The sequence below is a fragment of the Rufibacter immobilis genome (assembly GCF_003721565.1).
Taxonomy (GTDB): domain Bacteria; phylum Bacteroidota; class Bacteroidia; order Cytophagales; family Hymenobacteraceae; genus Nibribacter; species Nibribacter immobilis.
The window spans coordinates 17,266-39,468 of the sequence record NZ_RJJE01000003.1; the positions used below are offsets into that span (position 1 = coordinate 17,266).

General features: G+C 53.4%; 22 protein-coding genes. 15 read left to right on the plus strand and 7 right to left on the minus strand.

Annotation, left to right across the window (positions count from 1 at the left end; all coding sequences use genetic code 11):
• The first annotated feature begins 122 nt into the window (after positions 1 to 122).
• Positions 123 to 1,142, plus strand: a complete 1,020-nt coding sequence (locus tag EFA69_RS05025; RefSeq protein ID WP_123132013.1) for a zinc-dependent alcohol dehydrogenase family protein — start codon at positions 123 to 125, stop codon at positions 1,140 to 1,142.
• A gap of 305 nt (positions 1,143 to 1,447) precedes the next feature.
• The gene (locus tag EFA69_RS05030; RefSeq protein WP_123132014.1) at positions 1,448 to 2,797 is read left to right on the plus strand and encodes an APC family permease; all 1,350 of its coding nucleotides are present in this window, start codon (positions 1,448 to 1,450) and stop codon (positions 2,795 to 2,797) included.
• Between the two features lie 96 nt (positions 2,798 to 2,893).
• Here the strand turns inward: EFA69_RS05030 and EFA69_RS05035 are convergent, their stop codons facing one another.
• Positions 2,894 to 3,838, minus strand: coding sequence for an NADP-dependent oxidoreductase (locus EFA69_RS05035; protein ID WP_245964504.1), 945 nt, complete (start codon positions 3,836 to 3,838; stop codon positions 2,894 to 2,896).
• A gap of 253 nt (positions 3,839 to 4,091) precedes the next feature.
• Between EFA69_RS05035 and EFA69_RS05040 the strand changes: the two genes are divergently transcribed.
• From EFA69_RS05040 to EFA69_RS05055, 4 genes are all read left to right on the plus strand, one after another.
• A complete protein-coding gene (locus tag EFA69_RS05040) occupies positions 4,092 to 5,555 on the plus strand; it encodes an aminoacyl-histidine dipeptidase (RefSeq protein ID WP_123132194.1) in 1,464 nt (487 codons plus the stop codon).
• Positions 5,556 to 6,018: 463 nt separating this feature from the next.
• A complete protein-coding gene (locus EFA69_RS05045; protein WP_123132016.1) occupies positions 6,019 to 7,089 on the plus strand; it encodes a J domain-containing protein in 1,071 nt (356 codons plus the stop codon).
• A 163-nt stretch (positions 7,090 to 7,252) separates the two neighbouring features.
• Positions 7,253 to 7,450 (plus strand): CsbD family protein, encoded by a 198-nt coding sequence (locus EFA69_RS05050; protein ID WP_123132017.1) that lies wholly within the window; start codon positions 7,253 to 7,255, stop codon positions 7,448 to 7,450.
• A gap of 323 nt (positions 7,451 to 7,773) precedes the next feature.
• A complete protein-coding gene (locus EFA69_RS05055) occupies positions 7,774 to 9,072 on the plus strand; it encodes a TCR/Tet family MFS transporter (RefSeq protein WP_123132018.1) in 1,299 nt (432 codons plus the stop codon).
• Here the strand turns inward: EFA69_RS05055 and arsC are convergent.
• Positions 9,062 to 9,403 carry an arsenate reductase (glutaredoxin) gene (arsC, locus tag EFA69_RS05060; protein WP_123132019.1) on the minus strand — a complete coding sequence of 114 codons (342 nt, stop codon included), beginning with the start codon at positions 9,401 to 9,403 and terminating at the stop codon, positions 9,062 to 9,064. The genes EFA69_RS05055 and arsC overlap by 11 nt on opposite strands.
• 522 nt (positions 9,404 to 9,925) lie before the next feature.
• Between arsC and EFA69_RS05065 the strand changes: the two genes are divergently transcribed.
• Positions 9,926 to 10,360, plus strand: coding sequence for a hypothetical protein (locus tag EFA69_RS05065; protein ID WP_123132020.1), 435 nt, complete (start codon positions 9,926 to 9,928; stop codon positions 10,358 to 10,360).
• Positions 10,361 to 10,518: 158 nt separating this feature from the next.
• Here EFA69_RS05065 and EFA69_RS05070 read toward each other — a convergent pair whose 3' ends face one another.
• On the minus strand, positions 10,519 to 11,559 hold the full coding sequence (locus tag EFA69_RS05070) for an aldo/keto reductase (RefSeq protein ID WP_123132021.1): 1,041 nt from the start codon (positions 11,557 to 11,559) through the stop codon (positions 10,519 to 10,521).
• Between the two features lie 678 nt (positions 11,560 to 12,237).
• Here EFA69_RS05070 and EFA69_RS05075 point away from each other — a divergent pair.
• The 6 genes from EFA69_RS05075 (at position 12,238) to EFA69_RS05105 (ending at position 17,746) form a co-directional block, all read left to right on the plus strand.
• On the plus strand, positions 12,238 to 12,747 hold the full coding sequence (locus EFA69_RS05075; RefSeq protein WP_123132022.1) for an RNA polymerase sigma factor: 510 nt from the start codon (positions 12,238 to 12,240) through the stop codon (positions 12,745 to 12,747).
• Positions 12,741 to 13,325 carry a hypothetical protein gene (locus EFA69_RS05080; protein WP_123132023.1) on the plus strand — a complete coding sequence of 195 codons (585 nt, stop codon included), beginning with the start codon at positions 12,741 to 12,743 and terminating at the stop codon, positions 13,323 to 13,325. The genes EFA69_RS05075 and EFA69_RS05080 overlap by 7 nt, the downstream gene beginning before the upstream one ends.
• 899 nt (positions 13,326 to 14,224) lie before the next feature.
• The gene (locus tag EFA69_RS05090; RefSeq protein ID WP_123132025.1) at positions 14,225 to 15,871 is read left to right on the plus strand and encodes a M1 family metallopeptidase; all 1,647 of its coding nucleotides are present in this window, start codon (positions 14,225 to 14,227) and stop codon (positions 15,869 to 15,871) included.
• Positions 15,872 to 16,079: 208 nt separating this feature from the next.
• On the plus strand, positions 16,080 to 16,754 hold the full coding sequence (locus tag EFA69_RS05095) for a Crp/Fnr family transcriptional regulator (protein WP_123132026.1): 675 nt from the start codon (positions 16,080 to 16,082) through the stop codon (positions 16,752 to 16,754).
• Complete coding sequence (locus tag EFA69_RS05100) at positions 16,735 to 17,385, plus strand: CatA-like O-acetyltransferase (protein WP_123132027.1); 651 nt, start codon at positions 16,735 to 16,737, stop codon at positions 17,383 to 17,385. The genes EFA69_RS05095 and EFA69_RS05100 overlap by 20 nt, the downstream gene beginning before the upstream one ends.
• 118 nt (positions 17,386 to 17,503) lie before the next feature.
• Positions 17,504 to 17,746 carry a hypothetical protein gene (locus tag EFA69_RS05105; RefSeq protein WP_123132028.1) on the plus strand — a complete coding sequence of 81 codons (243 nt, stop codon included), beginning with the start codon at positions 17,504 to 17,506 and terminating at the stop codon, positions 17,744 to 17,746.
• Positions 17,747 to 17,843: 97 nt separating this feature from the next.
• Here the strand turns inward: EFA69_RS05105 and EFA69_RS05110 are convergent, their stop codons facing one another.
• Both EFA69_RS05110 and EFA69_RS05115 read right to left on the minus strand, forming a co-directional pair.
• Positions 17,844 to 18,929, minus strand: coding sequence for a fatty acid desaturase family protein (locus EFA69_RS05110; protein WP_123132029.1), 1,086 nt, complete (start codon positions 18,927 to 18,929; stop codon positions 17,844 to 17,846).
• A 228-nt stretch (positions 18,930 to 19,157) separates the two neighbouring features.
• A complete protein-coding gene (locus EFA69_RS05115) occupies positions 19,158 to 19,355 on the minus strand; it encodes a hypothetical protein (RefSeq protein WP_123132030.1) in 198 nt (65 codons plus the stop codon).
• Positions 19,356 to 19,801: 446 nt separating this feature from the next.
• On the opposite strand from EFA69_RS05115, the gene EFA69_RS05120 reads away from it, so the two are divergent.
• Entirely contained in the window at positions 19,802 to 19,993 is a 192-nt protein-coding gene (locus EFA69_RS05120) for a cold-shock protein (protein ID WP_062542011.1), read from the plus strand.
• Between the two features lie 208 nt (positions 19,994 to 20,201).
• The gene (locus EFA69_RS05125; RefSeq protein WP_123132195.1) at positions 20,202 to 20,393 is read left to right on the plus strand and encodes a cold-shock protein; all 192 of its coding nucleotides are present in this window, start codon (positions 20,202 to 20,204) and stop codon (positions 20,391 to 20,393) included.
• A gap of 136 nt (positions 20,394 to 20,529) precedes the next feature.
• Here EFA69_RS05125 and EFA69_RS05130 read toward each other — a convergent pair whose 3' ends face one another.
• Both EFA69_RS05130 and EFA69_RS05135 read right to left on the minus strand, forming a co-directional pair.
• Complete coding sequence (locus tag EFA69_RS05130) at positions 20,530 to 21,468, minus strand: alpha/beta hydrolase (RefSeq protein WP_123132031.1); 939 nt, start codon at positions 21,466 to 21,468, stop codon at positions 20,530 to 20,532.
• Between the two features lie 104 nt (positions 21,469 to 21,572).
• Positions 21,573 to 22,079: a DinB family protein gene (locus EFA69_RS05135; RefSeq protein WP_123132032.1), complete on the minus strand. Its 507-nt coding sequence runs from the start codon at positions 22,077 to 22,079 to the stop codon at positions 21,573 to 21,575.
• Positions 22,080 to 22,203 lie beyond the last annotated feature (124 nt).

The following is a 22,203-nucleotide window of genomic DNA, read 5'->3' on the forward strand; positions in this document are numbered from 1 at the left end:
CAGAAGATACTTGGGTAATTCCAAGCCTCCTTCGCCTTACTTTTGGCTGTTTTCGTAACAGGAACAGCATTCTTCTGCCCAGACGAAGACCTTAATTTTATAACTTAATATCCAGGAAACCCATGAAAGCCTATAAACTGCACGCTCCCAAAGGCTGGGAGAACCTCAAAGCCGATACTTTTGACGAGCCCACCGTCACCGGAAATCAGGTAAAAATCAATATTAAAGCGGTTTCGCTTAACTTCAGAGACACGGCCGTGACCAGAGGCGGCTTCGCTTACCCCGGCGAGAAACTGCCCATGATTCCGCTCAGCGATGGGGCGGGCGTGGTCACCGAAGTGGGTCCCGACGTACACCACCTCAAAGTAGGCGACCGCGTTTCGCCCAACTTCTTCCCAGACTGGCACGGCGGCAGATTCTCGGCCCAGAAAGTGCACCGGTCCCTGGGCGGCAGCACCGACGGGGTTCTGGCCGAGTACGTGGTGTTCAGTGAAGATGCCGTGGCCAAGATCCCCGACTTTTTCACATTTGAGGAAGCGGCGGCGTTTCCCTGCGCGGGCGTAACGGCCTGGCATTCTCTGGTGACCAAGGGCGGCATCAAAGCCGGAGACACGGTTCTGTTGCAGGGCACGGGCGGAGTATCTGTGTTTGGGTTGCAGATTGCCAAGCTGTTTGGGGCCAAAGCCATTATCACGTCCAGCAGCAACGAGAAACTGGAGCAGGCCAAAGCCCTGGGGGCCGATGAGGTCATTAATTACAAAGAAACCCCAGACTGGGGCAAGAAAGCGCTGGAACTCACCAACGGCCAGGGCGTGGATTTCATTCTGGAAGTGGGCGGCAAAGACACGCTGCCGCAGTCACTGGAGGCGCTCAAACCGGGCGGCAGCATTTACGTGATTGGGGCCGTGGGCGGCGGCGCTCCGGGCCAGTCTGAGGGCTTGTTCCTTTCGCCGCTCAAGATGGTGAACCTGCAGGGCATTTACGTGGGCAGCGTAGAGATGCTGGAGGAGATCTTCACCGCTTTTGCCGCTAACGGAGTAAAACCCGCCATTGGCCAGACCTTCGGGTTTGACCAGATGCACCAGGCGCTGGAGTTCATGAGCAACGGCTCTCACTTCGGGAAGATTGTGGTCACGCTGTAATCTGAGCTTCTGGTATTTCCGTTTAGGGGCTGTTTTTCCTGAATCGGCCCCTAAACGGAAATAATTTTGGCGAAAGAGTTCCCCCCTTGCTTCAACTACTGTAAGCGGAGCACTTCCTATAACCCAACTTCCTGACTCTGTTTTCCTTCACTCTTGTTTAGCGCCTCTTTTTCAAAAAACGGCCGCTAAACGCAAATCAGCGGCGGTAAATCTCCCATTTTCTTCCGCAGGCCGGATAATTCCGCTGAGCCATTTACTTTTTCACATCGTTCTTCAAAAGATTCCTCCTCTGACTCTACTTCTACATGTCTGCACCGCACTTAGAAAGACGCCTGGGGCTAGCGCAAGCCACGGCCATCAACATGATTGACATGGTGGGCATTGGCCCGTTTATCACGCTGCCCATGGTCATTGGCATGATGAACGGCCCCTACTTTCTGTACGCCTGGCTGGCGGGCGCGGCATTGTCTCTGGTGGATGCCATGGTCTGGAGTGAGTTGGGCGCAGCGTTCCCGCGGGCGGGCGGCAGTTACAATTTCCTCAAGGAAGCCTACGGCGAGAAAGGCCTGGGGCGGTTCATGAGCTTTCTGTTTGTGTGGCAAACCATGATTCAGGCCCCGCTGGTCATCGCTTCGGCGGCCATTGGGTTTGCCTCCTATTTCTCGTATCTGGTGCCCCTGACTACCCTCACGTCTAAACTGGTGAGCGGCGGATTGGTGGTGTTCATAGTGGTCATGCTTTACCGCAAGATTGAGGCCATTGGCAAGATAAGCGTGTTGCTTTGGGGCGGGGTGCTGCTCACCATGGGCTGGATCATTGGCGGCGGACTGTTCAACGGCAATTTCCTGCAGCCCATCAGGGAGATGAACGAGGGGTTGACCGTTAACTATGGGTTTATAGCCGCCGTGGGGTTTGCCAGCGTGAAAACCGTGTACAGTTATTTGGGCTATTACAACGTCTGCCACCTGGGCGCCGAGATCAAGAACCCGACGAAGAACATCCCCAGGAGCATGTTTATTTCCATTGCGGGCATAGCCGTGCTCTACCTCATGATGAACGTGAGCGTGGTAAGCGTGGTGCCCTGGCACGAGGCGAAGGAATATGAGTTTGTGGTGAGCGTGTTTGTGCAGCGCCTCATGGGCCAGACGGCGGCCACCATTGCCACCATTCTCATTCTGTGGGTGGCGTTTGCCTCTGTGTTCTCCGCTACGCTAGGCTACAGCCGTATTCCGTACGCCGCCGCCGTAGACGGGGCATTCTTCCAGGTTTTCGCCCGGCTGCACCCCACCAAACATTTCCCGCACATCTCGCTGCTTTTCCTGGGCGGGGTGGCCTTTGCGTTTAGTCTGCTGTTCCGGTTGGCCGAAGTCATCAGTGCCATTCTGGCCATGCGTATCCTTATCCAGTTCATGGGCCAAGCGGTGGGGCTGCTGCTGCTCCGCAAAAAAAGGCCCGCCGCTGACTTCCCGTACCGGATGCCGCTGTTCCCGCTGCCCGTCATCATTGCCTTGCTCATGTGGGCGGCCATTCTGCTCTCCACCGGTACCACCATGGTTATTTCAGGGCTGGTGGTGATTACGCTGGGCGCAGTGGTGTACCTGGTCAAAGCCAAAGTGCAGCAGGAGTGGCCGTTCCAGAAGGAAAATGCGGTTTAGCCATGCTCCTGTTTTTGGCCTGATTTTCAGAAAAGAGGCCAAAAACAGGAAATGCTGGAATCTTGTGTCTTACATCTTATCTCTGGTGTCTAACTTTCAGGGCACTATCACAATCTTGCCTTTGGTGTGGTGGGTTTCAATCTGGCGCATGGCTTCGGCGGCCTGGTCCAGGGGGTAGGTTTGGCTCACGTGCACTTTTAGTTTTCCGGCCTCGGCCAGTTCGCACAGAATGTCCAGCTCCGCAGAGTTGGGTTCCACAAACACGTACTGGAAGTTGAGGTTCTTGTCCAGGTCCTGGCCTTGGTTGAGAATGGAGACCAGCTTGCCGTCCGGTTTCAAGGCTTTGAGGCTTTGGGTCAGGGTTTCGCCGCTGGCGGCATCAAAGATGAGGTCGACCCCGTCTGGCGCTATGGCTTTCACGGCCTCGCCCACGTCCTGTCCGTTGTAATCTATGGTATGGTGGGCGCCCAGTTCCTGCATGAAGGCGTGGTTTTTCTGGCTGGCTACCCCTATCACCGTGGCTCCGCAGTTCTTGGCCAGCTGAATGCCCAAGGTGCCAATGCCGCCCGAAGCGCCCAGGATCAGCACGGTCTGCCCGGCCTGTAGGTTACCCGCGTCAAACAAAGATTGATAAGCCGTTAAGCCTACCAGCGGGATGCCCGCAGTTTCCTCAAATGACAGGTTCTGGGGCTTGCGCGCCAGGTAGCTCTCCGGCAGCGCAATGTACTCCGCGAAGGTGCCGTGCTGCACCAAGGGGCGGCGGGCGTAGGCGTACACTTCATCGCCCACGGCAAATCTACGGGCGCTGAAGCCGCGGTCCTCTACCACCCCGGCCACGTCCCAACCCGGAATAGCCGGGAAGTTGATGGGCAGGAACTGCTTGAGGTGCCCTTCGCGCACGGCGGAATCTACGGGGTTTACGGCGGCGGCCTTAATGCGCACCAGCACCTCCCCTTCCTTCAGTTCCGGCACTTCCAGTTCCCCCACTTTTATTTGATCGGCGGAGCCGAACGCTTCATAATAGGCTGCTCTCATTTTCATGGCCATGCGTGTTTTTACTAGTTGATAGTTATTTTACTGGATTGGGGTGGCTAGGTTGTAAAGGGCCTCCTTTTTGAACAGTTTGCGTTTAGAGGCTTTTTTTGGAAAAAGAGCCCCTAAACGCAAACTGTTCTCAGGAAAAATCCAGACGGGGTGGCACTCCGGCCCGTATTCATTACCTTTAACCGCAGAAAGCAAGGCCAGCTCCCGGAGCCACAGGCCACATGTTGTGTATTCCCCTTACTTACCAGCCATGTCAACGGAAATAAGAAACCTAGAACCTACCGCCCTTTGGAGCCACTTCGCCGATTTAAATGCCGTTCCGCGTCCGTCTAAGAAGGAAGAGCGCGTAATCAAGTTCATCCAGGACTTCGGGAACAGCCAGGGCTTTGACACCATCACCGATGCCGTGGGCAACATCATCATCCGGAAACCGGCCACGCCCGGCATGGAAGACCGCCCCACCGTGGTGCTGCAAAGCCACCTGGACATGGTGCACCAGAAAAACGCCGATACCGATTTTGATTTCAACAGCCAGGGCATTGACATGTACGTAGACGGCGACTGGGTAAAGGCCAGAGGCACCACCCTGGGCGCCGACAACGGCATCGGCGTAGCCACCATGATGGCGCTGCTCACCTCCAGAGACGTTGCCCACCCCGCGCTGGAATGTCTGTTCACCATTGACGAGGAAACCGGCATGACCGGGGCCATGGGCCTGAAAGGCGGCCTACTCAAGGGTTCCATCATGCTGAACCTAGATACTGAAGACGACCGCGAACTCACCATTGGCTGCGCTGGCGGCGTAGACGTGACCGCCACGGGAGCTTATAACCAGGAGAAGATCCCGTTTGATTTTGCGGCCTACCGCCTCAGCGTTACCGGGCTCACCGGCGGCCACTCGGGCATGGACATCCACCTGGGCCGGGGCAACGCCAACAAGCTCATGAACCGCCTCCTGTACCTGGCTGCTCACCAGTTCAGCGCCCGCGTGTACAGCATTGACGGCGGCAGCCTGCGCAACGCCATCCCCCGCGAGTCGTTTTCAGACATTGCGGTGCCAGAGGCCAAGGCCGAACTATTTGAGCAGTTTGTGCAGAAGCAGACCGAAATCCTGCAAGCCGAATACGCCCTCACCGACCCTAACCTTCAGTTACAGGCTGAGCCGATTGACCTGCCGTCTGAGGCCATTTCCTATGATTTCCAGAACCAGCTGCTGCGCGCACTGTATGCCTGCCCCAACGGCATATACCGCATGAGCCCCGCCATTGCCGGTTTGGTGCAGACCTCCAACAATCTGGCCCGTGTGTTGGTGAAAGACGGCACCTATTCTATCCAGTGCCTCACCCGTTCCTCGGTAGACTCTGAGAAAATGGATTTGGCCGAGGCCATCAAGAGCACCTTTGAACTGGCCGGCGCCTCCGTTACCTTCAAAGGCTCCTACCCCGGCTGGACTCCCAACCCAGACGCCACCATTGTGAAACTCATGAGCGGCCTCTATCAGGAAACTTTCCAGGAGACCCCGCACGTGAACGCCTGCCACGCCGGTCTGGAGTGCGGCATTCTGGGCACCAACTATCCCGGTATGGAGATGATCTCCTTCGGACCGAACATTACCGGCGCCCATTCCCCAGACGAAAAAGTACAGATCAGCTCCGTACAGAAATTCTGGGGTTTCCTGCTGAAAACCCTCGAGCAGATTCCGGCCAAAGTCTAAATAATACCCTTGCATTTAGGGGCTGTTTTTGGGAAAACAGCCCCTAAACGCAAAAGCAGGTTTCTCCTAAATGTCACCTGCTTCTCATACACTAGGCTGTCCCGGTTTCGCTGCGGGGCAGCGAGGGTAGTCTGGAGACTCCCCTTCATCCAAAGGCACGAGTCTGGAGACTCGCGCCAGCCTGTAAGGCCAGTGTTCAGGGATATGGTTCTCTTATAGAATATTCGATCAGTCTCCCGTAAATACTGCCTTTGCCAAACGCACCTATTCCAGTCTTTCCTTCGAGCGCCTCGCTTGTGGCCACAGATAGGCAGAAGCTAAGAGAAAGCTGCATTACTTGGCCGCAAGGGCTTGCGAGAGGGGAAGACGGGGCCTCGCGGCCGTGAGCGCTTACCAGAAAAGATGAAACAATACAGCCTATAAACCCATAGACAAACGCCAAGGCAACAGCCAAAGACAAACCATGCCCGACCATCCTTCGCCAGAACACCTCCCGCAATTCACGCCGCAGGAGAAAACCTCTCTTTCTCAGTTGCAGCAGCAGTTCAACGCCAGCATCCAGACCATTGACGAGCTGAAGGGCCGGTTGGCGGAGCGCAGCCGAATTACGGAGGAGGCCCGGGCGCGCGTACAGAAGGAAATTCAGCCCTTAATGCGGCAAATGGTGGAGAAACGGGTAGCGCTGGTGCAACTGCTGGACCAGGCCCACACCCAGGCAGACCTGCCCAAACTGGAACAGCAGAAGCTGGCCCACTTCATTAAAGAGCAAGCCAGTGTGCTGGTGCACCACTATGAGGCGCAGGAACTGGCCCCTCTGCTGCAACGGTACACACACCCTACGCCCCCTTCGGCGAAAGCCACCTCAGCAGACAAACAGGAAACCCAGCAACTGCTCAAGAACGTGCTGGGCCTGGACGTGCAGCTGGAAGATTTAGCCGACATGGAAGCCTTTCAGGCGAAACTGGACCAGCAGATGCAGGAAGAGCAGGAGAAGCGCGAGGCCCAGCGGGTGCACCGGCAGAAAGCCATAGCCCAGCAAAGCAAGGAAGCCAAAATCAAAGCCGAGCTCCAGAACATCAGCAAAGCCAGCCGCCGCCTCTACACTACCCTGGCCAAGCTCCTCCACCCCGACACTGAACAAGACCCCGCCGCCCGTGTCTGGAAAGAAGAAGCCATGAAGCAGGTGACCATTGCCTACCACCAAGACGACTTTTTTGAGTTGCTTCGGCTGCAGATGGAATTCATGCATGAGCAGGAACAACTGCTGCAACAGGTACCCCAGGACCAACTCGCCTACTACGTGCGCCTGCTGCAGGACCAGATACAGGAACTGGAGGAAAAACAGAGTCAGTATTACATGGGTCCCGATGCGCAACTGTACCACGAGTTCGGGGGAACCCCCAAGCAGATGGAAACCAAATTCAGAGCGGCCAAGAAAGGGCTGCGGGAGGAAATAGAGCACTTGCAGGTGGCTCTGGCCCAGTTCCAGGACACTAGTTACCTCCGTGATTTCCTCAAAAGTCTTCCAGCGTAATCCCTTTGAAATAATTTTAACGGGTAAGCATCTGTTTCTAAGCTAATTTGCTTATTTTAGAGATACTAGACCCTCGCCGGCAGGCCAACATCTCTCCGTAGAAAGCAACCTGAGCCGCCTTCGCTGCGTATATTTTTACATATCTATATCTAACCTTAGCTATATGAGAACGCACGAAACGGAATATAGAGCCCGGGGCAACTGGAACGAAATCAAGGGCAAAATAAAAATGGCCTACGCCGATCTTACCGAGGACGACCTGACCTATGATGAGGGGCAGGAGGACAAGTGGATTGGAAAGCTCCAGCAAAAACTAGGGAAGACAGAACATGAGCTGAAAACCTGGTTAGGCTCCCTCTAAGAGGTATAGTACCAGTTAAATCCCCTGCTTGGCCTGTTCGGTAGAGCGGGGATTTCTGTTTTAGGCCGGTTCATTACTGAGCAAACCGGTTTAGTCTTGTTAACTCTCCTTGTCTACTGTGCCCAAGCCTCACCCCTGCCTACTGTTTAGAGGCAGATTTCGGAAAAAGAGCCGCTAAACGCAATCCCCTCCTCTCCTCCAGTTCTGGCCAACCTAGTGCCTGCCCTGAAATACCGGTTACCTGATTTTCTTTGCTCCCTCGGCATTGCCGCTTGCAAAATTCCTATTATTTTTAGCACTCACTTGCTAAAAACAGAATCACTATGAAAGAGCAGCGCAAAGCGGCACTGGGATTTATCTTCGTGACCTTACTCATTGACGTGATCGGGTTTGGGATCATCATTCCGGTGTTGCCCAAACTCATCAGTGAACTGATCAACGGCAGCCTGAGCGATGCCTCTCTCTACGGGGGCTGGCTAATGTTCGCCTACTCCATCACGCAGTTCCTGTTCTCGCCGGTATTGGGCAACCTTTCAGACCGGTTTGGGAGACGGCCGGTGCTGCTGTTCTCGCTGTTCGGGTTTGGGATTGACTACATCCTGCTGGCGCTGGCACCCAACATTGGCTGGCTGTTTGTGGGCCGTATCATTGCCGGGATCACGGGGGCCAGCATGACCACCGCCACCGCCTACATCGCCGACATCAGCACTCCAGAGAAGCGGGCGCAGAACTTCGGGATGGTGGGGGCCGCCTTCGGCTTGGGCTTTATCATTGGTCCTGTCATTGGCGGGGTACTGGGGCAATACGGTGCGCGGGTGCCGTTTTACGCCGCAGCCGCCATGACCCTGCTCAACTGGCTGTACGGGTACTTTATCCTCCCAGAATCTTTGGCTCCGGAGAACCGCCGTCCGTTTAACCTGAAACGCGCCAACCCTGTGGGCTCTTTGCTGCAGTTAAAGCGCTACCCAGTGATTGCCGGTCTGGTGGGTTCGCTCATTTTTATTTACATAGCCGCCCACTCCACGCAAAGCACCTGGTCTTACTATACCATGGAGAAATTTGGGTGGAACGAGGCCTGGGTAGGTTATTCTATGGGCTTTCTGGGGGTGATGGTGGCCCTGGTGCAGGGCGGGCTCATTAGGTTCATCAATCCCTGGCTGGGAGCAAAAAGGTCGGTGTATTATGGGCTGGCGCTTTACGCGGTGGGGTTCCTGCTCTTCGGGTTGGCCACGCAGGGCTGGATGATGTTTGCCATTCTGGTTCCTTACTGCCTGGGCGGCATTGCCGGGCCCGCGTTACAGGGCATCATCTCGTCGCAGGTGCCCGCCAATGAACAGGGCGAGTTGCAGGGCGGTTTAACGGGCTTGGTGAGCGCCACCTCTATTGTGGGCCCGCCGCTCATGACGTACCTGTTCGCCCATTTCACGCAGAAAGGTGCAAGCGTTTATTTTCCAGGGGCTCCGTTTCTCATGGGCGCCTTGCTTACGGTGGTCAGCGTGGTGCTGGCGGTAAGGTCCCTTTCCAAACATGACCTCAACCTCCTGAAAGCTCCCAACTCCGACGCTCCTTTGGTTCCCGCCCCGGAAGCCGCTCCCTCAATGGCACTCGGCCTTAAAGAATAGTCAGGACGTTTTCAGGTGGGCGGCCAACTACGGCTTTGTCTCCATTCACCACGATAGGCCGCTCCAGGAGCACCGGGTTTTGGGACAGTACTTCCAGCCATTGGTCTTGGGTGAGGTGCTGGCCCGCGTATACCTCTTTGTACAGTTTCTCCCCCTTCCGGATGATGTCTTCCGGTGACAGTTTCAGTTTGGTCAGGAGCTCCTTTAGTTCAGCCGCGGTGGGAGTTTGGGTGAGGTAAGGCACCACCTTGGGCTGATGTCCGTTCTCCTGGAGCAGTTGTAAGGCTTGGCGGCTTTTGCTGCAGCGGTTGTTATGGTAGATGGTAAGCATGGACAAATGAGGGTTTCCTGCAAAAGACGCAAGTTGCTCACATTTTTCCTATACCCACCTTGCAGCTTCTCTCTTTAAAACCCGCTGCTTATTCCCCCAGCCTCCCTTACCCAATCTGCACATTCTGGCAGGTTGTACCTAGAAGCAGATGGCTGTGGTACACAGTGAGAATGATGCTTTCCCCTCCCTGAGAGAAGGCGTTACCAAATAATCCAATACAAATGCAATACTCAAAATCCAGTAGTAAAACTTGACTATTTCTTAGATCTGAAAATCAGCTAATCTAATAATCTTCGGGCTTTATTCCGCTATCATGATATTAAATCGTCTCTATAGCATCTAAAATTACACAAATCGGCCAAAAACCACACCTTTTTGCCTGAAATATAAGTATAAACCCTTACAGCCAGCCACTGTATCACAAAGTGGACTATTTACTACTACTTAACCAAACCAAGAGAACCATACCATCTATCCAAAACTTAGGAATATCATATATGACCCAACTCAAACTCCCCCACTATGAAACAAGATACCATTCTGCTACAGCACACGGCGCTGTACGAAATAACCTTACATACCCTTGATCAGATTTTAAAGTTAAATTGGGTGAAACCGCCCTCTACCGCAGATTACAGAAGTGGCACCCTCCTCTTTTTAGACATGATCCGCCAATACAACATAAAGAAAATCATGTCTGACAATACCCACCGGGGCTATCCGTCGCCGCTGGAGTTGCTCTGGCTGTCACATAGAATCATTCCCGTTTTGTGCCAGACCGAGGTACAGCAGCTTGCCGTGGTGGTGCCTCAGGATCCCAACCACGCTCGCACCCTTGAATGTTGCCTCATGACGTCTGAGGTGTGCTACGAACTGCAATTTTTTTATACCGCGGCAGATGCCCTGGACTGGCTGCGCAAGACGCCCAGCCATTTTAACGGCAAAGCAGTGGCCTGAGCCTAATACTATTGCCCTACTGCATCACCGCAGTTTTCCTTTTCTACCTTGCCCCAGCCCCGCAGGCTGAAGCAAAATAACAGTGCGTTTAGGGGCTGTTTTTAGAAAAACAGCCCCTAAACGCACTTTCGCCCTACCCTTGCCTGCCTTTAAAAACGCTACTTCCGGTCTGGGAAGCGGCCCATGCGCTGGCGCTCTACCATCCAGTTAGGATAACCGGGCTCGTGCTGGCTGGCGCTGTTGATCTGTGCAATTTCGTCCGGAGCAAGATATACCGTGGTGGAATGGATATTGGAGGTAAGCTGTTCCGGTTTTTTGGCCCCAATGATGGTGCTGGTTACGCCACGCTGCTGCCGCACCCACGCCAGGGTGATCTCCGCCGCCGACACGCCGTGCTTCTCCCCTAGCTGCAGGAGCACATCAATGATGTCATAGGCTTTTTCTTTGTCGATGATGGGGAAGTCAAAGGTATCGCGGCGTGAGGCCCCGCCGGTACTGGTCTGGTCCCGCGTGAACTTACCCGACAGGAACCCGCCGGCTAACGGGCTCCAAGGCATGAAAGCCAGGTTCTGGTCCAGGGCCAGCGGCAGCAGATCGCGCTCAGAATCGCGGTTGGCGGGGGTGTAGAAGTACTGCATGGCTTTGAATTGGTGCCAGCCGTGCTGCTTGGCTATGCCAATGGCTTTCATGACCATCCAGGCGGGCCAGTTACAGACACCCACATACCGCACCTTGCCGCTCATGACCACATCATGCAGCGTGTGCACCACCTGTTCAATAGACATGGCTTCGTCTACGCCGTGTACATACAGCAAGTCAATGTGGTCCATCTGCAGGCGCTTCAGGCTCTCCTCCACCGACTGGAACACGTGGTACCTGGACAGCCCCTGCTGGTTCACGCCCTCACCCATTTTGCCGCGTACTTTGGTGGCAATGAAGAGATCGTTCCGGTTCAGGCCTACTTGTCTCAGCCCTTCGCCCAGCAACTGCTCGCTCTGCCCGAAGGAATACACATTAGCCGTGTCAATGAAGTTGATGCCCGCGTCTGCGGCAGTTCTGAGCAGACTGTTCACCTCGTCTTGCTGCAGTTTACCAATCTGCGACCACATGCCTGCGTTATCACCGCCGCCAAAGGTCATGGCTCCCAAGCACAGCTCTGACACCAGCACGCCAGTGTCTGCCAAAAAATTATAGTTCATAGTTGTAGTAGATTAGAGAAGTGGATGTCCCCTTAGTTGAACGAAATTAGTTGTATTGGGATGTTTGGATAAGCTAAATGAACGTGGGGCCGGTGGTGACCTGCAGGAAACCGGCAGTTGGCTTTGGGTGACACATTTTTTGGGCTGTTATTGGGAAACAGCCCAAAAAGGCACTCGCTCGCCTCTGGCGAGTGTGAGATACCTGCGGCCTCTGGCCGCGATGGGCAGCATACAGTCAAAGAAAAGGCTGTGGCTTAAAACACAGTATGGCACTAAGGTATTGATTATAAATAGGCACCAATAAATATGTATTCATAGTATTCTCTTAATAACCCGCGACCAAAGATATAAGCGGCGGGAGTTGTAGTTCATGGTTTCAGAGAATTGAATTGAAGGAATATTCCCTTGAATGAAATTTACCTCAAAGCAGATGATGCCTTTCCTTTTAGCGGCTCTTTTTGGGAAAAAGCTGCCAAAACAGAACTGCTGTCTCACGTTTATTATTAGCGTGCAGGAGGCAAGCGAGAGATAGACAACACTTGATGCGTTTAGCGGCTTATTTTCCAGAATTAGGTCCAAACCAACTGTTCTGCTACTCTTGAAAAATATTTCTAGGTATCTCTGTCATATTTGCTGGGGTGAGCGCACTAACTTACTGAACCGGCTAAACTTCCGTGCATGGAACCTCCCCTAGAGACGCTTTTCCTGGAATTGCTGCACACGCAGAAAGAGCGCCTGTACCGCATCTGCCAGGCGTACGCGCGCAACCATGAGGAGGCGCAGGATTTGTTCCAGGAAACGGTGTTGCAGATCTGGAAGTCGCTGCCCACGTTTAGGGGGCAGGCGCAGGTACAGACCTGGGCCTACCGCATCACGTTAAACGTGTGTTTACAGGCGCGCCACAAAATAAAGCGCGAACAGAAGCAAACCCGCCCCCTGGACAGCATTCAGTTTGCCAATTTACCTGCAACACCTCCGGAACCCGAGCAGGAAGCCCAGCTTCAGGCTTTGCGGGCTTGCATCCAGAAACTACCCGAAACCGACCGCTCTCTGGTACTGCTCTACCTGGAGGATTTGCCCTACAAAGAGATTGCCGCCGTAACCGGCCTCACAGAGAACCACGTGGCCGTGAAAATGAAACGCATCAGAGAAAAACTGTTCACCTGTTTACAACCTACGCTATGCTAGACCAGGACTTAAAGAACCTCTGGCAGAATGGCTCTTCCATGCCCCCAATCGAGGTAAACCAGGATCTTCTTTTGCAGGAAGTGAACCGGCAGACGCAGGATCTGAACCAGAAAATAAGGGATCGGGACCGCCGCGAGATAGGCGTGGCCCTGCTCATGATTCCGCTTTTTGCCTTTGTCTCCTGGCGCTTTCCTTTCCCGCTCACTAAACTGGGCGCTGGCTTAGCGGTGCCGTTTTGTATGTTCATTATCTACCAGCTCAGACGGAACCGCAGCCAACAGCCGCAGAACATTGCCGTCCCCGTTCAAGAGTATCTGCACCAGTATAGAGAGTACCTGCACAGACAGATGCGGCTGCTCCAGAAAGCGATGTACTGGTATATGATGCCCTTGAACATTTGCCTGTTGCTGTATTTCCTGGGGTTTCCGTCTAGCAAAGGGATGCTGGCCTTTAATCTGGGAATTGTAGCCGTCATCAACGTATTGGTCTACGCCGCCAACCGCCATGCCCTGAAGACTGAGCTAGAACCACTCCTGCACAAGCTTGACCAGGCCATTGCCTTGCTGGAGAATAAGTAACCCAAGGTGCAATTACTTATATTGCTAAATCAACTCCTAACCTGTGCAGATAGGCACCCCGTTAAGTTCTCTATACAAGAAACCATACCCCTTACTAGCGGGTGTATGGTATTGAGTAGCCTCAGGGCAATACAATTCTCTCCCCAGCGGTACACCCAGCAGCCAGAGCCGAGCGAGGGGGGAAAATGGTTCAGCAGGAGAGGTCATCCCCTACCCTTTCAGAAGGCAGGGCCGTTAAGTCCTGTGACAAACTCGCTCGCCTCTGGCGAGTGTGAGATACCTGCGGCCTTTGGCCGCTAAGAAGGAACCTTCACTACCACCCCCCGCGGCGGGACGCCGCACGTAGCCCACACTCGCCAGAGGCGAGCGAGAGAGCTTAATGGCCCTGCCTTCAACGAGGGGTGGTCATCCCCCTACCCCCTTCAAAGGGGACGATATGCGTGCAAGTCATAAAGGAAGCTTCAAGATATAAGAGTCATCAATGAAGAGGCATCTTCTGTCAAAGAGGCAGCATGAGCAATACAGCAAAGCAGCACCTTCAAGCCTGAAGAACCCATTTCCAGTCTTTCCCTGGAGCGCCTCGCTTTTGGCCAAAGAAAAGCAGAAGCAAAGAGCAGAAAACACTGGCATGGCCGAAAGGGCAGTGCGAGAAGGGAAGACGGGGCCCCGCGGCCGTGAGCGCATAGCAGAAACTATGGAACAACACAGTCTATAAAGCCCTAGAAAAGCAACCAATCCAAGGCAACTGCCAAAGCCGTGCACCTGCTGCAATCCTTCGGCAAACTCAGCAGCCCGTTAATAGTTTCACTTATTCTACCCTCAAAAGAAAAGACTTTCCACTACTGAATAGGTATTCGGGTTCACTCCTTAAATTCAGGCATTCAAAACAGAAAATTCTCATGCACAAACACCTTCCTTACTGCCTTTTCCTGTTTCTATGCTTCTCCGCTTTTATGGCGCGTGCGCAGACCAAACCCACGTTTACCCGGCAAGACACTTTGCGCGGCTCCATTACCCCGGAGCGGGCGTGGTGGGACCTGGTGCACTATGACCTGCGCATAAAAGTGAACCCCCAAGACAGCAGCATGCAGGGCGTAAATTTGGTAAGATATAAAGTCCTGAAACCCCAGCAGACTCTCCAGATAGACTTACAGGCTCCCATGCACATCAACCAGGTGGTGCAGAACGGGCAGAAACTACCGGTAAGGCAGGAAGGCAATGCCTGGTTTATCCAGCTCAAGGAACAGCAGTCTCCCGGCTCTCTGCAAACCGTGGAAGTGCACTACGGCGGCAAACCGCAGGTGAGTACCAATCCGCCGTGGAGCGGCGGCGTGACCTGGAAAAAAGACACAAAGGGTAATCCTTTCATTGCCACCTCTGTGCAGGGCGATGGAGCCAGCCTTTTCTGGCCCTGCAAAGACCACATGTATGACGAGCCAGACAGCATGATCATACGCGTAAACGTGCCCGGCCACCTGACCAACGTCTCCAACGGGCGACTTCGGCAGGTGGAACAGCTGGCAGACGGCACCAAAACCTTTCATTGGGCGGTGGTGAACCCTATCAACAACTACGGCGTGAATGTGAACATTGGCGATTACGTGCATTTTTCTGAGACCTACGCCGGTGAGAAAGGCCCTCTGGACTGCAACTACTATGTGCTGCGCGATAACCTGGAGAAGGCCAAAGCCCAGTTCAAGGACGTGCCCCGCATGCTCAAAGCCTTTGAGCACTGGTTTGGCCCCTACCCTTTCTATGAAGACGGCTTTAAGCTGGTAGAGGTGCCGTACCTGGGCATGGAACATCAAAGCTCCGTGACCTACGGCAACAAGTACCAGAACGGCTATCTGGGCCGCGACCTGAGCGGCACCGGCTGGGGCCTGAAGTTCGACTTCATCATCATCCATGAGAGCGGGCATGAGTGGTTCGCTAACAACATCACCTACAAAGATATCGCCGATATGTGGATTCATGAGAGCTTCACGGCCTACTCAGAGAATCTCTTTGTGGAGTATTTCTATGGCAAACAGGCGGGCAGCGAGTACGTGATTGGCACGCGCAAAGGCATCCGCAATGACCGGCCCATCATTGGCTATTATGACGTAAACCACTCCGGCTCCGGCGACATGTACAACAAAGGGGCCAACATGCTGCACACCTTGCGCCAGGTGGTGAACAATGACAAGAAGTGGCGCAGCATCCTGCGGGGCCTCAACAAAGAGTTCTACCACCAAACCGTGACCGCCGCCCAGATTGAGAACTACCTGAGTAAACAAACAGGGAAAGACCTCAGCACCTTCTTCAACCAGTACCTGCGCGATGTGCGCATACCGGTGTTGGAGTACCGCGTCAACGGAAACCGCCTCTCGTACCGCTGGGCCAATAGCGTGAGCGGCTTCAATCTGCCAGTAAAAGTGTGGCTGAACGGCCAGGAGAAATGGCTGCAACCGCAAACTGATACCTGGAAAGACACCAAACTCGCCAATGGTACCCCAGACCTTAAGGTAGACGCCAATTTCTATGTCACCCAAAAGCTGGTGCCATAGCCATTTATCTAATGCTTCTCTTGTCCATAAAATGATTTCCAGTTCCAACGTCAGCGCCAGGTAAAATTACCTGGCGCTGACGTTAAGCAGGGTCTGTATCAGATTTCAGGTTAGCCGCAATCCATAAGCGCGCAGGAGCTTTGGCGCTTTCCTGGGGAGAAAGACAAATGTCCTTGGGCGCGGCGCGCGAAGCCTGTAAGTTTGTGGCATGGAAGAGCAGTTCTATACCGAGTACCGCACCCGCATCACGCAGTTCATGCAGGCGCACCCCGCCCTGCTGGAGCGTTACCAGATTGAGGAGGTGCACCTGAACCCCCAGGACATTCTGCTAAAACAGGGAACCGCCCCCAAAGGAGTCTTCATTCTGGCTTCGGGTTTGGTGAAGGTTACCCGTACCACCGCCGCCAGTCAGTTGTTCACTTTGGGCGTGTTTGGCCCCGGGGAGGTGGAAGGCGACGTGGAGGCCCTCATGCACATGCCCCATTTCTGCACGGTGCAAGCCCTCACCCCCTGCCGGTTTCATTACATGACCAGTGCCCAGTTTCTGCAGCTGCTGGCCCAGGAACAGGAGTTTAACCTGCTCATGCACCGGTCCATGGCTTCTAAAATGCTCAACACCTCTTTGCAGTCTTCCATCCAGAACACCAACCGGCTGCACTACACGCTCCTTATTGTCCTGCGCGAACTGTCTGGCCTCAACGAACTGCAGATTTCCAAAGCCCTGCTCACCGAACTGCTGGGCACTTCGCAGCGCAACCTCAACCGCCTCCTGGCTCAGCTGGAGCAGGAGAAACTGGTGCAGGTGAAAAACGGCCTGGTCATGCACCTGGAGCGTGCTCTTATTCAGAAAAAAATTGAGAAGTATGATTTCGAAGTACACTAAACAAACCCTTGACCTGGAGAACTGGGCCCGCGCAGAGCAGTACCGCTTCTTCAGGTCCTTCACCCAGCCTTTCTTCAACGTACACACAGAAGTAGACATCACGCCGCTCTACCACAGTTGCAAGCAACAAGGCACGTCTATCTTTCTGGGGTACCTGTACGCCACCTTGCAAGCAGCCCGCGCCACGGAAACTATGCGCCTGCGGCTGGAGGGCGACCAGGTGGTGCTGTATGACGGGCTGGACCTTTCCACCACCGTGCTCAAGCACAACCAGACCATTGCCTTTGTGAGCCTGCCCCACCAGAACACGTTGCAGGAATTCTGCGCCAGCTCGCGCCAGATTATTGAGGAGGCCAAAGACAGCGACCAGTTCTTCATTGGGCACCAGGGCCCCGATCTGCTGCACCTCACCACGCTGCCCTGGTTTAAATCTACCGGCATTGAGCACGCCACCTCCGTTAATCCGGAGGAGGCGGGTATTCCTAAGATTGCCTTCGGGAAGATTGAGGTGCAGCCCGGCCGCGTTACTTTGCCCTTGAGCGTAGCCCTGCACCACGCCCTCGCCGATGGTTACCACGTGCACCTTTTCCTGGAACAGCTGAACCGGTTTGTGCAGGAATCATGTGCCTAAGGAAAAGCTGGTTTACCCCCGATTTGGGAAAAAGAGCCGCTAAACGGGAATTTCCGCCCATCGTTTATAGGAAACTTCCGTTAGAAGCTATCATCTTCATCTTTAACCAAACCTTGACATGACGCAACGGGAAGTAACCGACCAAGATAACCTCACCTGGACCTGCGTGCAGGCCTACGCCGGACTAGAGGGCAAAGCCGCCCAAAAAGACGCTGAACTCTCTGAAACCGAAGAAGGAAACGTAACGGTAGTCTGTACCCCCAGCGGGCAGGCCCAGACTGTACGGCTGCAACTGCCCAGCAACTGGCTAGAGTCTGTTTCTGACGAGGAACTCCTGCAGCAGATAGGGCAGAACCGCTAAGCGTTTAGCGGCTCTTTTTCCAGAAAAAGGCCTAAAACGCGCGTTCCGCCCTGGAAACCAAGGCGGGACGCGCGTTTGTCTGTATATGGGGTTCTGGTTATTGTTGCACCAGTACTGGCTGCACCGCCAACTGCCTCAGGTGGGCAATGTGTGATAGAATAGCCGTTCTGGTTTTAGGGTACTCATGGTAGGCTACCCCAAACTCGGCGCAGGCTTCTTTGATGATCTTACTGATGGCCGGGTAATGCACGTGCGAAATACGCGGAAACAAATGGTGCTCAATCTGAAAATTAAGTCCGCCGGTAAGCCAAGAAACTACCTTGTTCTTGGTGGCAAAATTGGCGGTGGTTTTCAACTGGTGCAGCGCCCATTCATCTTCAATGCGGTTGGTGGCCTCTGTGGGCATAGGGAAATGCGCATGCTCTACTGTGTGCGCCAGCTGGAACACAATGCTGAGCACCAGCCCTGTAAACATGCCGTACACCAGAAAACCCACTAACCAAGGCAGGAACCCAAGGGTGTAAATAGGCACCACCACAAACAGCAGAAAGTGCACCACCTTGAAACCCCAGAAGGAAAGATGGTCGTTGCGGCTCATTTTCTTGATAGGGATATCCCCTACCTTCTGGGTGAAGTACTTGACGTAGTCAGTGAAGAAGATCCAGTACAGGTAGAGCATGGCGTAGGCGCCCCAGAAATAGAAATGCTGGTACTTATGGAACCGCAGGTGCTCCTGGTTCTCGCAGAGGCGCAGGAACGGGCGGGCATCCAGGTCATCGTCTACGCCGTCAATGTTAGTATAGGTATGGTGGATGATGTTGTGCTTGGTGGTCCACATGTGGATGTTGGCGCCCAGCATGTTCAGAGAAAGCCCGGCCAGTTCGTTCACCCACTTCTTGCGGCTGAAACTGCCGTGCCCCCCGTCGTGCATCACGTTGAACCCGATGGCCGCCGTCACGCCGCCCATCAGAACGCATTCTACCAGCGCCAGCCAAACCGGCGGCGTGAAGAACACCAGGTGCGTGTACAGAAAAACCATGCTGGCGAACAGCACGCCGGCTTTGATATATAATTTATAGTTGCCGGAAGGGTGACTCCCCTTTTCGGCGAAATAGGCGTTGGTCCGGTTCTTTAACTCAGAGTAGAACGACGTGGAGGGGGCAATAAATTTAGGTGTGGCCATGAAGGACAATTAAGTTGAAGCAAGGCTATAGAGCTATCTCAACGGTCATCGTCAATCAAATCCATAACATCTTTCGCTGATAACGATTTATACGGTTGTATAAATTCATTTGCTTCAGGAAAAGGAAAAATAAATTGCGTGCCAGGAACAGCTCCCCTGCCGGAGAGCATTTCCCGTGCGCTTCGTATTCCTGAGCGGTAGTGGCGGTGGAGCCAAGGCCCCAGGCGGTTATTTTTCTTCTTTCTTCTTCTCTGGGGGCGTAGAAGAAAAATTGCCGTTCTCATCTACGTACATAATCATGTCTTCCAGATTGCCGCCAGATGAGTTCTCTTTGCGCTCCTGCTTGCGCTCTTCCTTGTCTTTTTTCTTTTTAAGCCTTTTCTGCTCTAGTTGTTTTTTTATGAAGCTGTTCTGTGATCTTGCCATAGTGTAAGTTAAAATGAAACATGGTGTTCTAAGGAGGCCGGTGCCGGTTCTGCCTTAGCGCAATATTGCCAACAAAAATCTGCCGCCTACGCAGGTTTTACTCAATGCTTTGTCATATGGTTTAGGCAGTGCGGCAAAAGCCAGGGCTGCGGGCAGTAAAAAAGCCTTTCTGGAGTAGAAACAAGAACAGAGGAGGGCTTGAGGAGGGAAAACCCGCACGGCAGGTTCCAAGGATTATCAGAATTGCCCCCTCCAGAGACTGCCTCTGAAAGGGAATGGAGATAATGATTGCTTTCCGATACAAAGGTACGGGAATAAAAATCCAATTCCTAAAACCTTGCCTACGGGCTGTAATTTAACTTAACCTAAATAAAATTTATCTTTTTCTAGGTAAACCTGAACTTATGTCTACCTTTGAGCGTAGTAGCTGTATATTTAACAAATTTATGAATCAAGGAACAGTAAAATTCTTCAACGACTCTAAGGGGTTCGGTTTTATCAAAGACAACAATTCAAATCAGGAGTACTTTGTACACGTATCTGGATTAGTAGATGAAATCAGAGAAAATGACGAAGTAGTCTATGATCTTCAAGAAGGAAGAAAAGGACTAAACGCAATCAACGTTAAGCGCGCTTAGTCTTTAGCTATAAAGACAAAATATCACAAAAGCCTCTCTACTACAGAGAGGCTTTTTTATGCCTGCCTGGTCCTGGCGGCAACAAACAGGCCAAATCAACCATAAATCATTCCTCGCCGGCAGCCCCACCTAAATTAATTGGGTTTATTTTCTGGAAAAGGAACGAATGGGCGCCGGGGAATGTCATCAGAGTACAATGAACAACAACATGAATCAAGGAAAAGTAAAATTCTTTAATGACGATAAAGGCTTCGGCTTCATTAAAGACAGTGCCTCAAACCAGGAATATTTCGTACACGTTTCTGCTTTGATTGACGAAATCAGAGAAAACGACGAGGTAACCTATGAGCTGAAAGAAGGCAAAAAAGGGATGAACGCCGTAAACGTACAACTGGCTTAGTCTTAGCTATAAACAAGATAAAAAAAGCCTCTCCTGCCCGGAGAGGCTTTTTTTATGCCCGCTTGTGAAAGGGTGTCCACCCATGGTTTTGCCCTTGTTTTGGAAAAACAGCCCCTAATCAGCCTCGGCAAAGTCGTTAGTTTTTCGGCCTGCCGTCCAGAAGTTTATTGCTGGCCATCCAGTTGAGGCAGCGCTCCAGCCACTGGTCCTGGGTGGTTTTATTGTTCAGCCCGAAGCCGTGGCCCCCGTTCTGGTAAATGTGCAGCTCCGCCGGAATCTTGTGTTGCAGCAGGGCCTGGTAAAAGACCAAGCTGTTCTGGGCCGGCACCGTTTTATCGTCTGAGGCGTGCAGCAGGAACGTGGGCGGCGTCTGGGCCGTGACCTGGGTTTCATTGGAATAGGTCTTCAACTTCTCAGCCGCAGGCTTTTTCCCCAGCAAATTGGCGAAGGAACCCTTATGACTGATGGCCGAGTCACCGCTGATGACCGGGTACACCAGCACCATGAAATCTGGCCGCAGCGAGAAATTCTCCCTATTGGGAATTTGCGGCCTGTTGAAGTGCGTACCCGCGGTAGAGGCCACGTGACCGCCCGCCGAGAAGCCCATAATACCCACCCGCTCCGGGTTCACGCCCCACTCCTGCGCCCGTTGGCGCACCAGGTAAAGCGCCTGTTGGGCATCTTGTAGCGGGGTTATCTCCAGATTGGAAGTGACGGTAGAATCAGGTAAACGGTATTTCAAGACGAAAGCGGCCACACCCCGTTCCGTCAACTTATGCGCCACATCCAACCCCTCGTGGCTGAACGCCAGCTTCGCATAGCCTCCCCCCGGGCAAATGACCACGGCGGTACCGTTGGCTTTGCCTTTGGCGGGCAAAAAGACTGTTAACGTGGGCGTGCGCACCTTGGTAATGCTTTGGCTTTTATTAGGCCTTATCTCCAATTTCTCCTCATTGGGTCCCGCTACGGCATTGGGCACCGCGCCTTTGTACAAAGGAATTTCCATGGGTTTGGTTTGGCCGAAACCGGTGATAGTGATACCACTCAGTGCCAACAGTAAAATCAACTTTCTCATGTTTTGCGAAGAAATAAGCCAGAGCGCTGTTTAGCGGCCGTTTTTCTGTAAACAGCCCCTAAACAGCGCTCCGGTCAGGTGACGAAACGCTGAAAGGGAAGCGATTAACTACCAAACGCTTCATCAGCCGAAGGGCCGTACATGCCCGGTACCGGAACGTCCAGCATGCGCAGGTACACACTCAACTGCCCCCGGTGGTGGATGAGGTGGTTCATGGCCAGGTTCCTGATCACAACCTGCCTGGGCAGGGAAACAATGACGTGCTCGCCGTTGCGCATGGTCCAGGTTTTGCCAATTTCCACCACGTTGGTGCCGTTGAGCGCCTTCACGGCCTTCTGGTAATTGTCCTCAAAATGCGCCATGAGTTCCTGGTGCGTGGTACCGGCGAAAGGAGTGTATTTCTGTTTGGTAAAATCGAGCTCCTCAGACTGTAGCACATAAGCAATGAACATACCGGGCAACTCTGCCACGTGGGCGGCCAAATCCCGCAGAGACATGCTCTTGGCATGCGGTTTCCAGTCAAAATGTTCCTCGGGGACCCGTTCCAGCATCTTTCTGGTATTGGCGGCTTCCTGCTCAAACTGCCGCAGTAGTTTGTGGTTCAACTCCATAGCTTCTATAGGTTAGTAAAGTTCGTTCTTGGTAGTAAGGTAGAAAAAAGAACGGGAGCAGAAAATACAATTCTCAGGATTTGGAATTGGCACCTCAAAACTCTCCCTCTAAATGCGTTTAGGG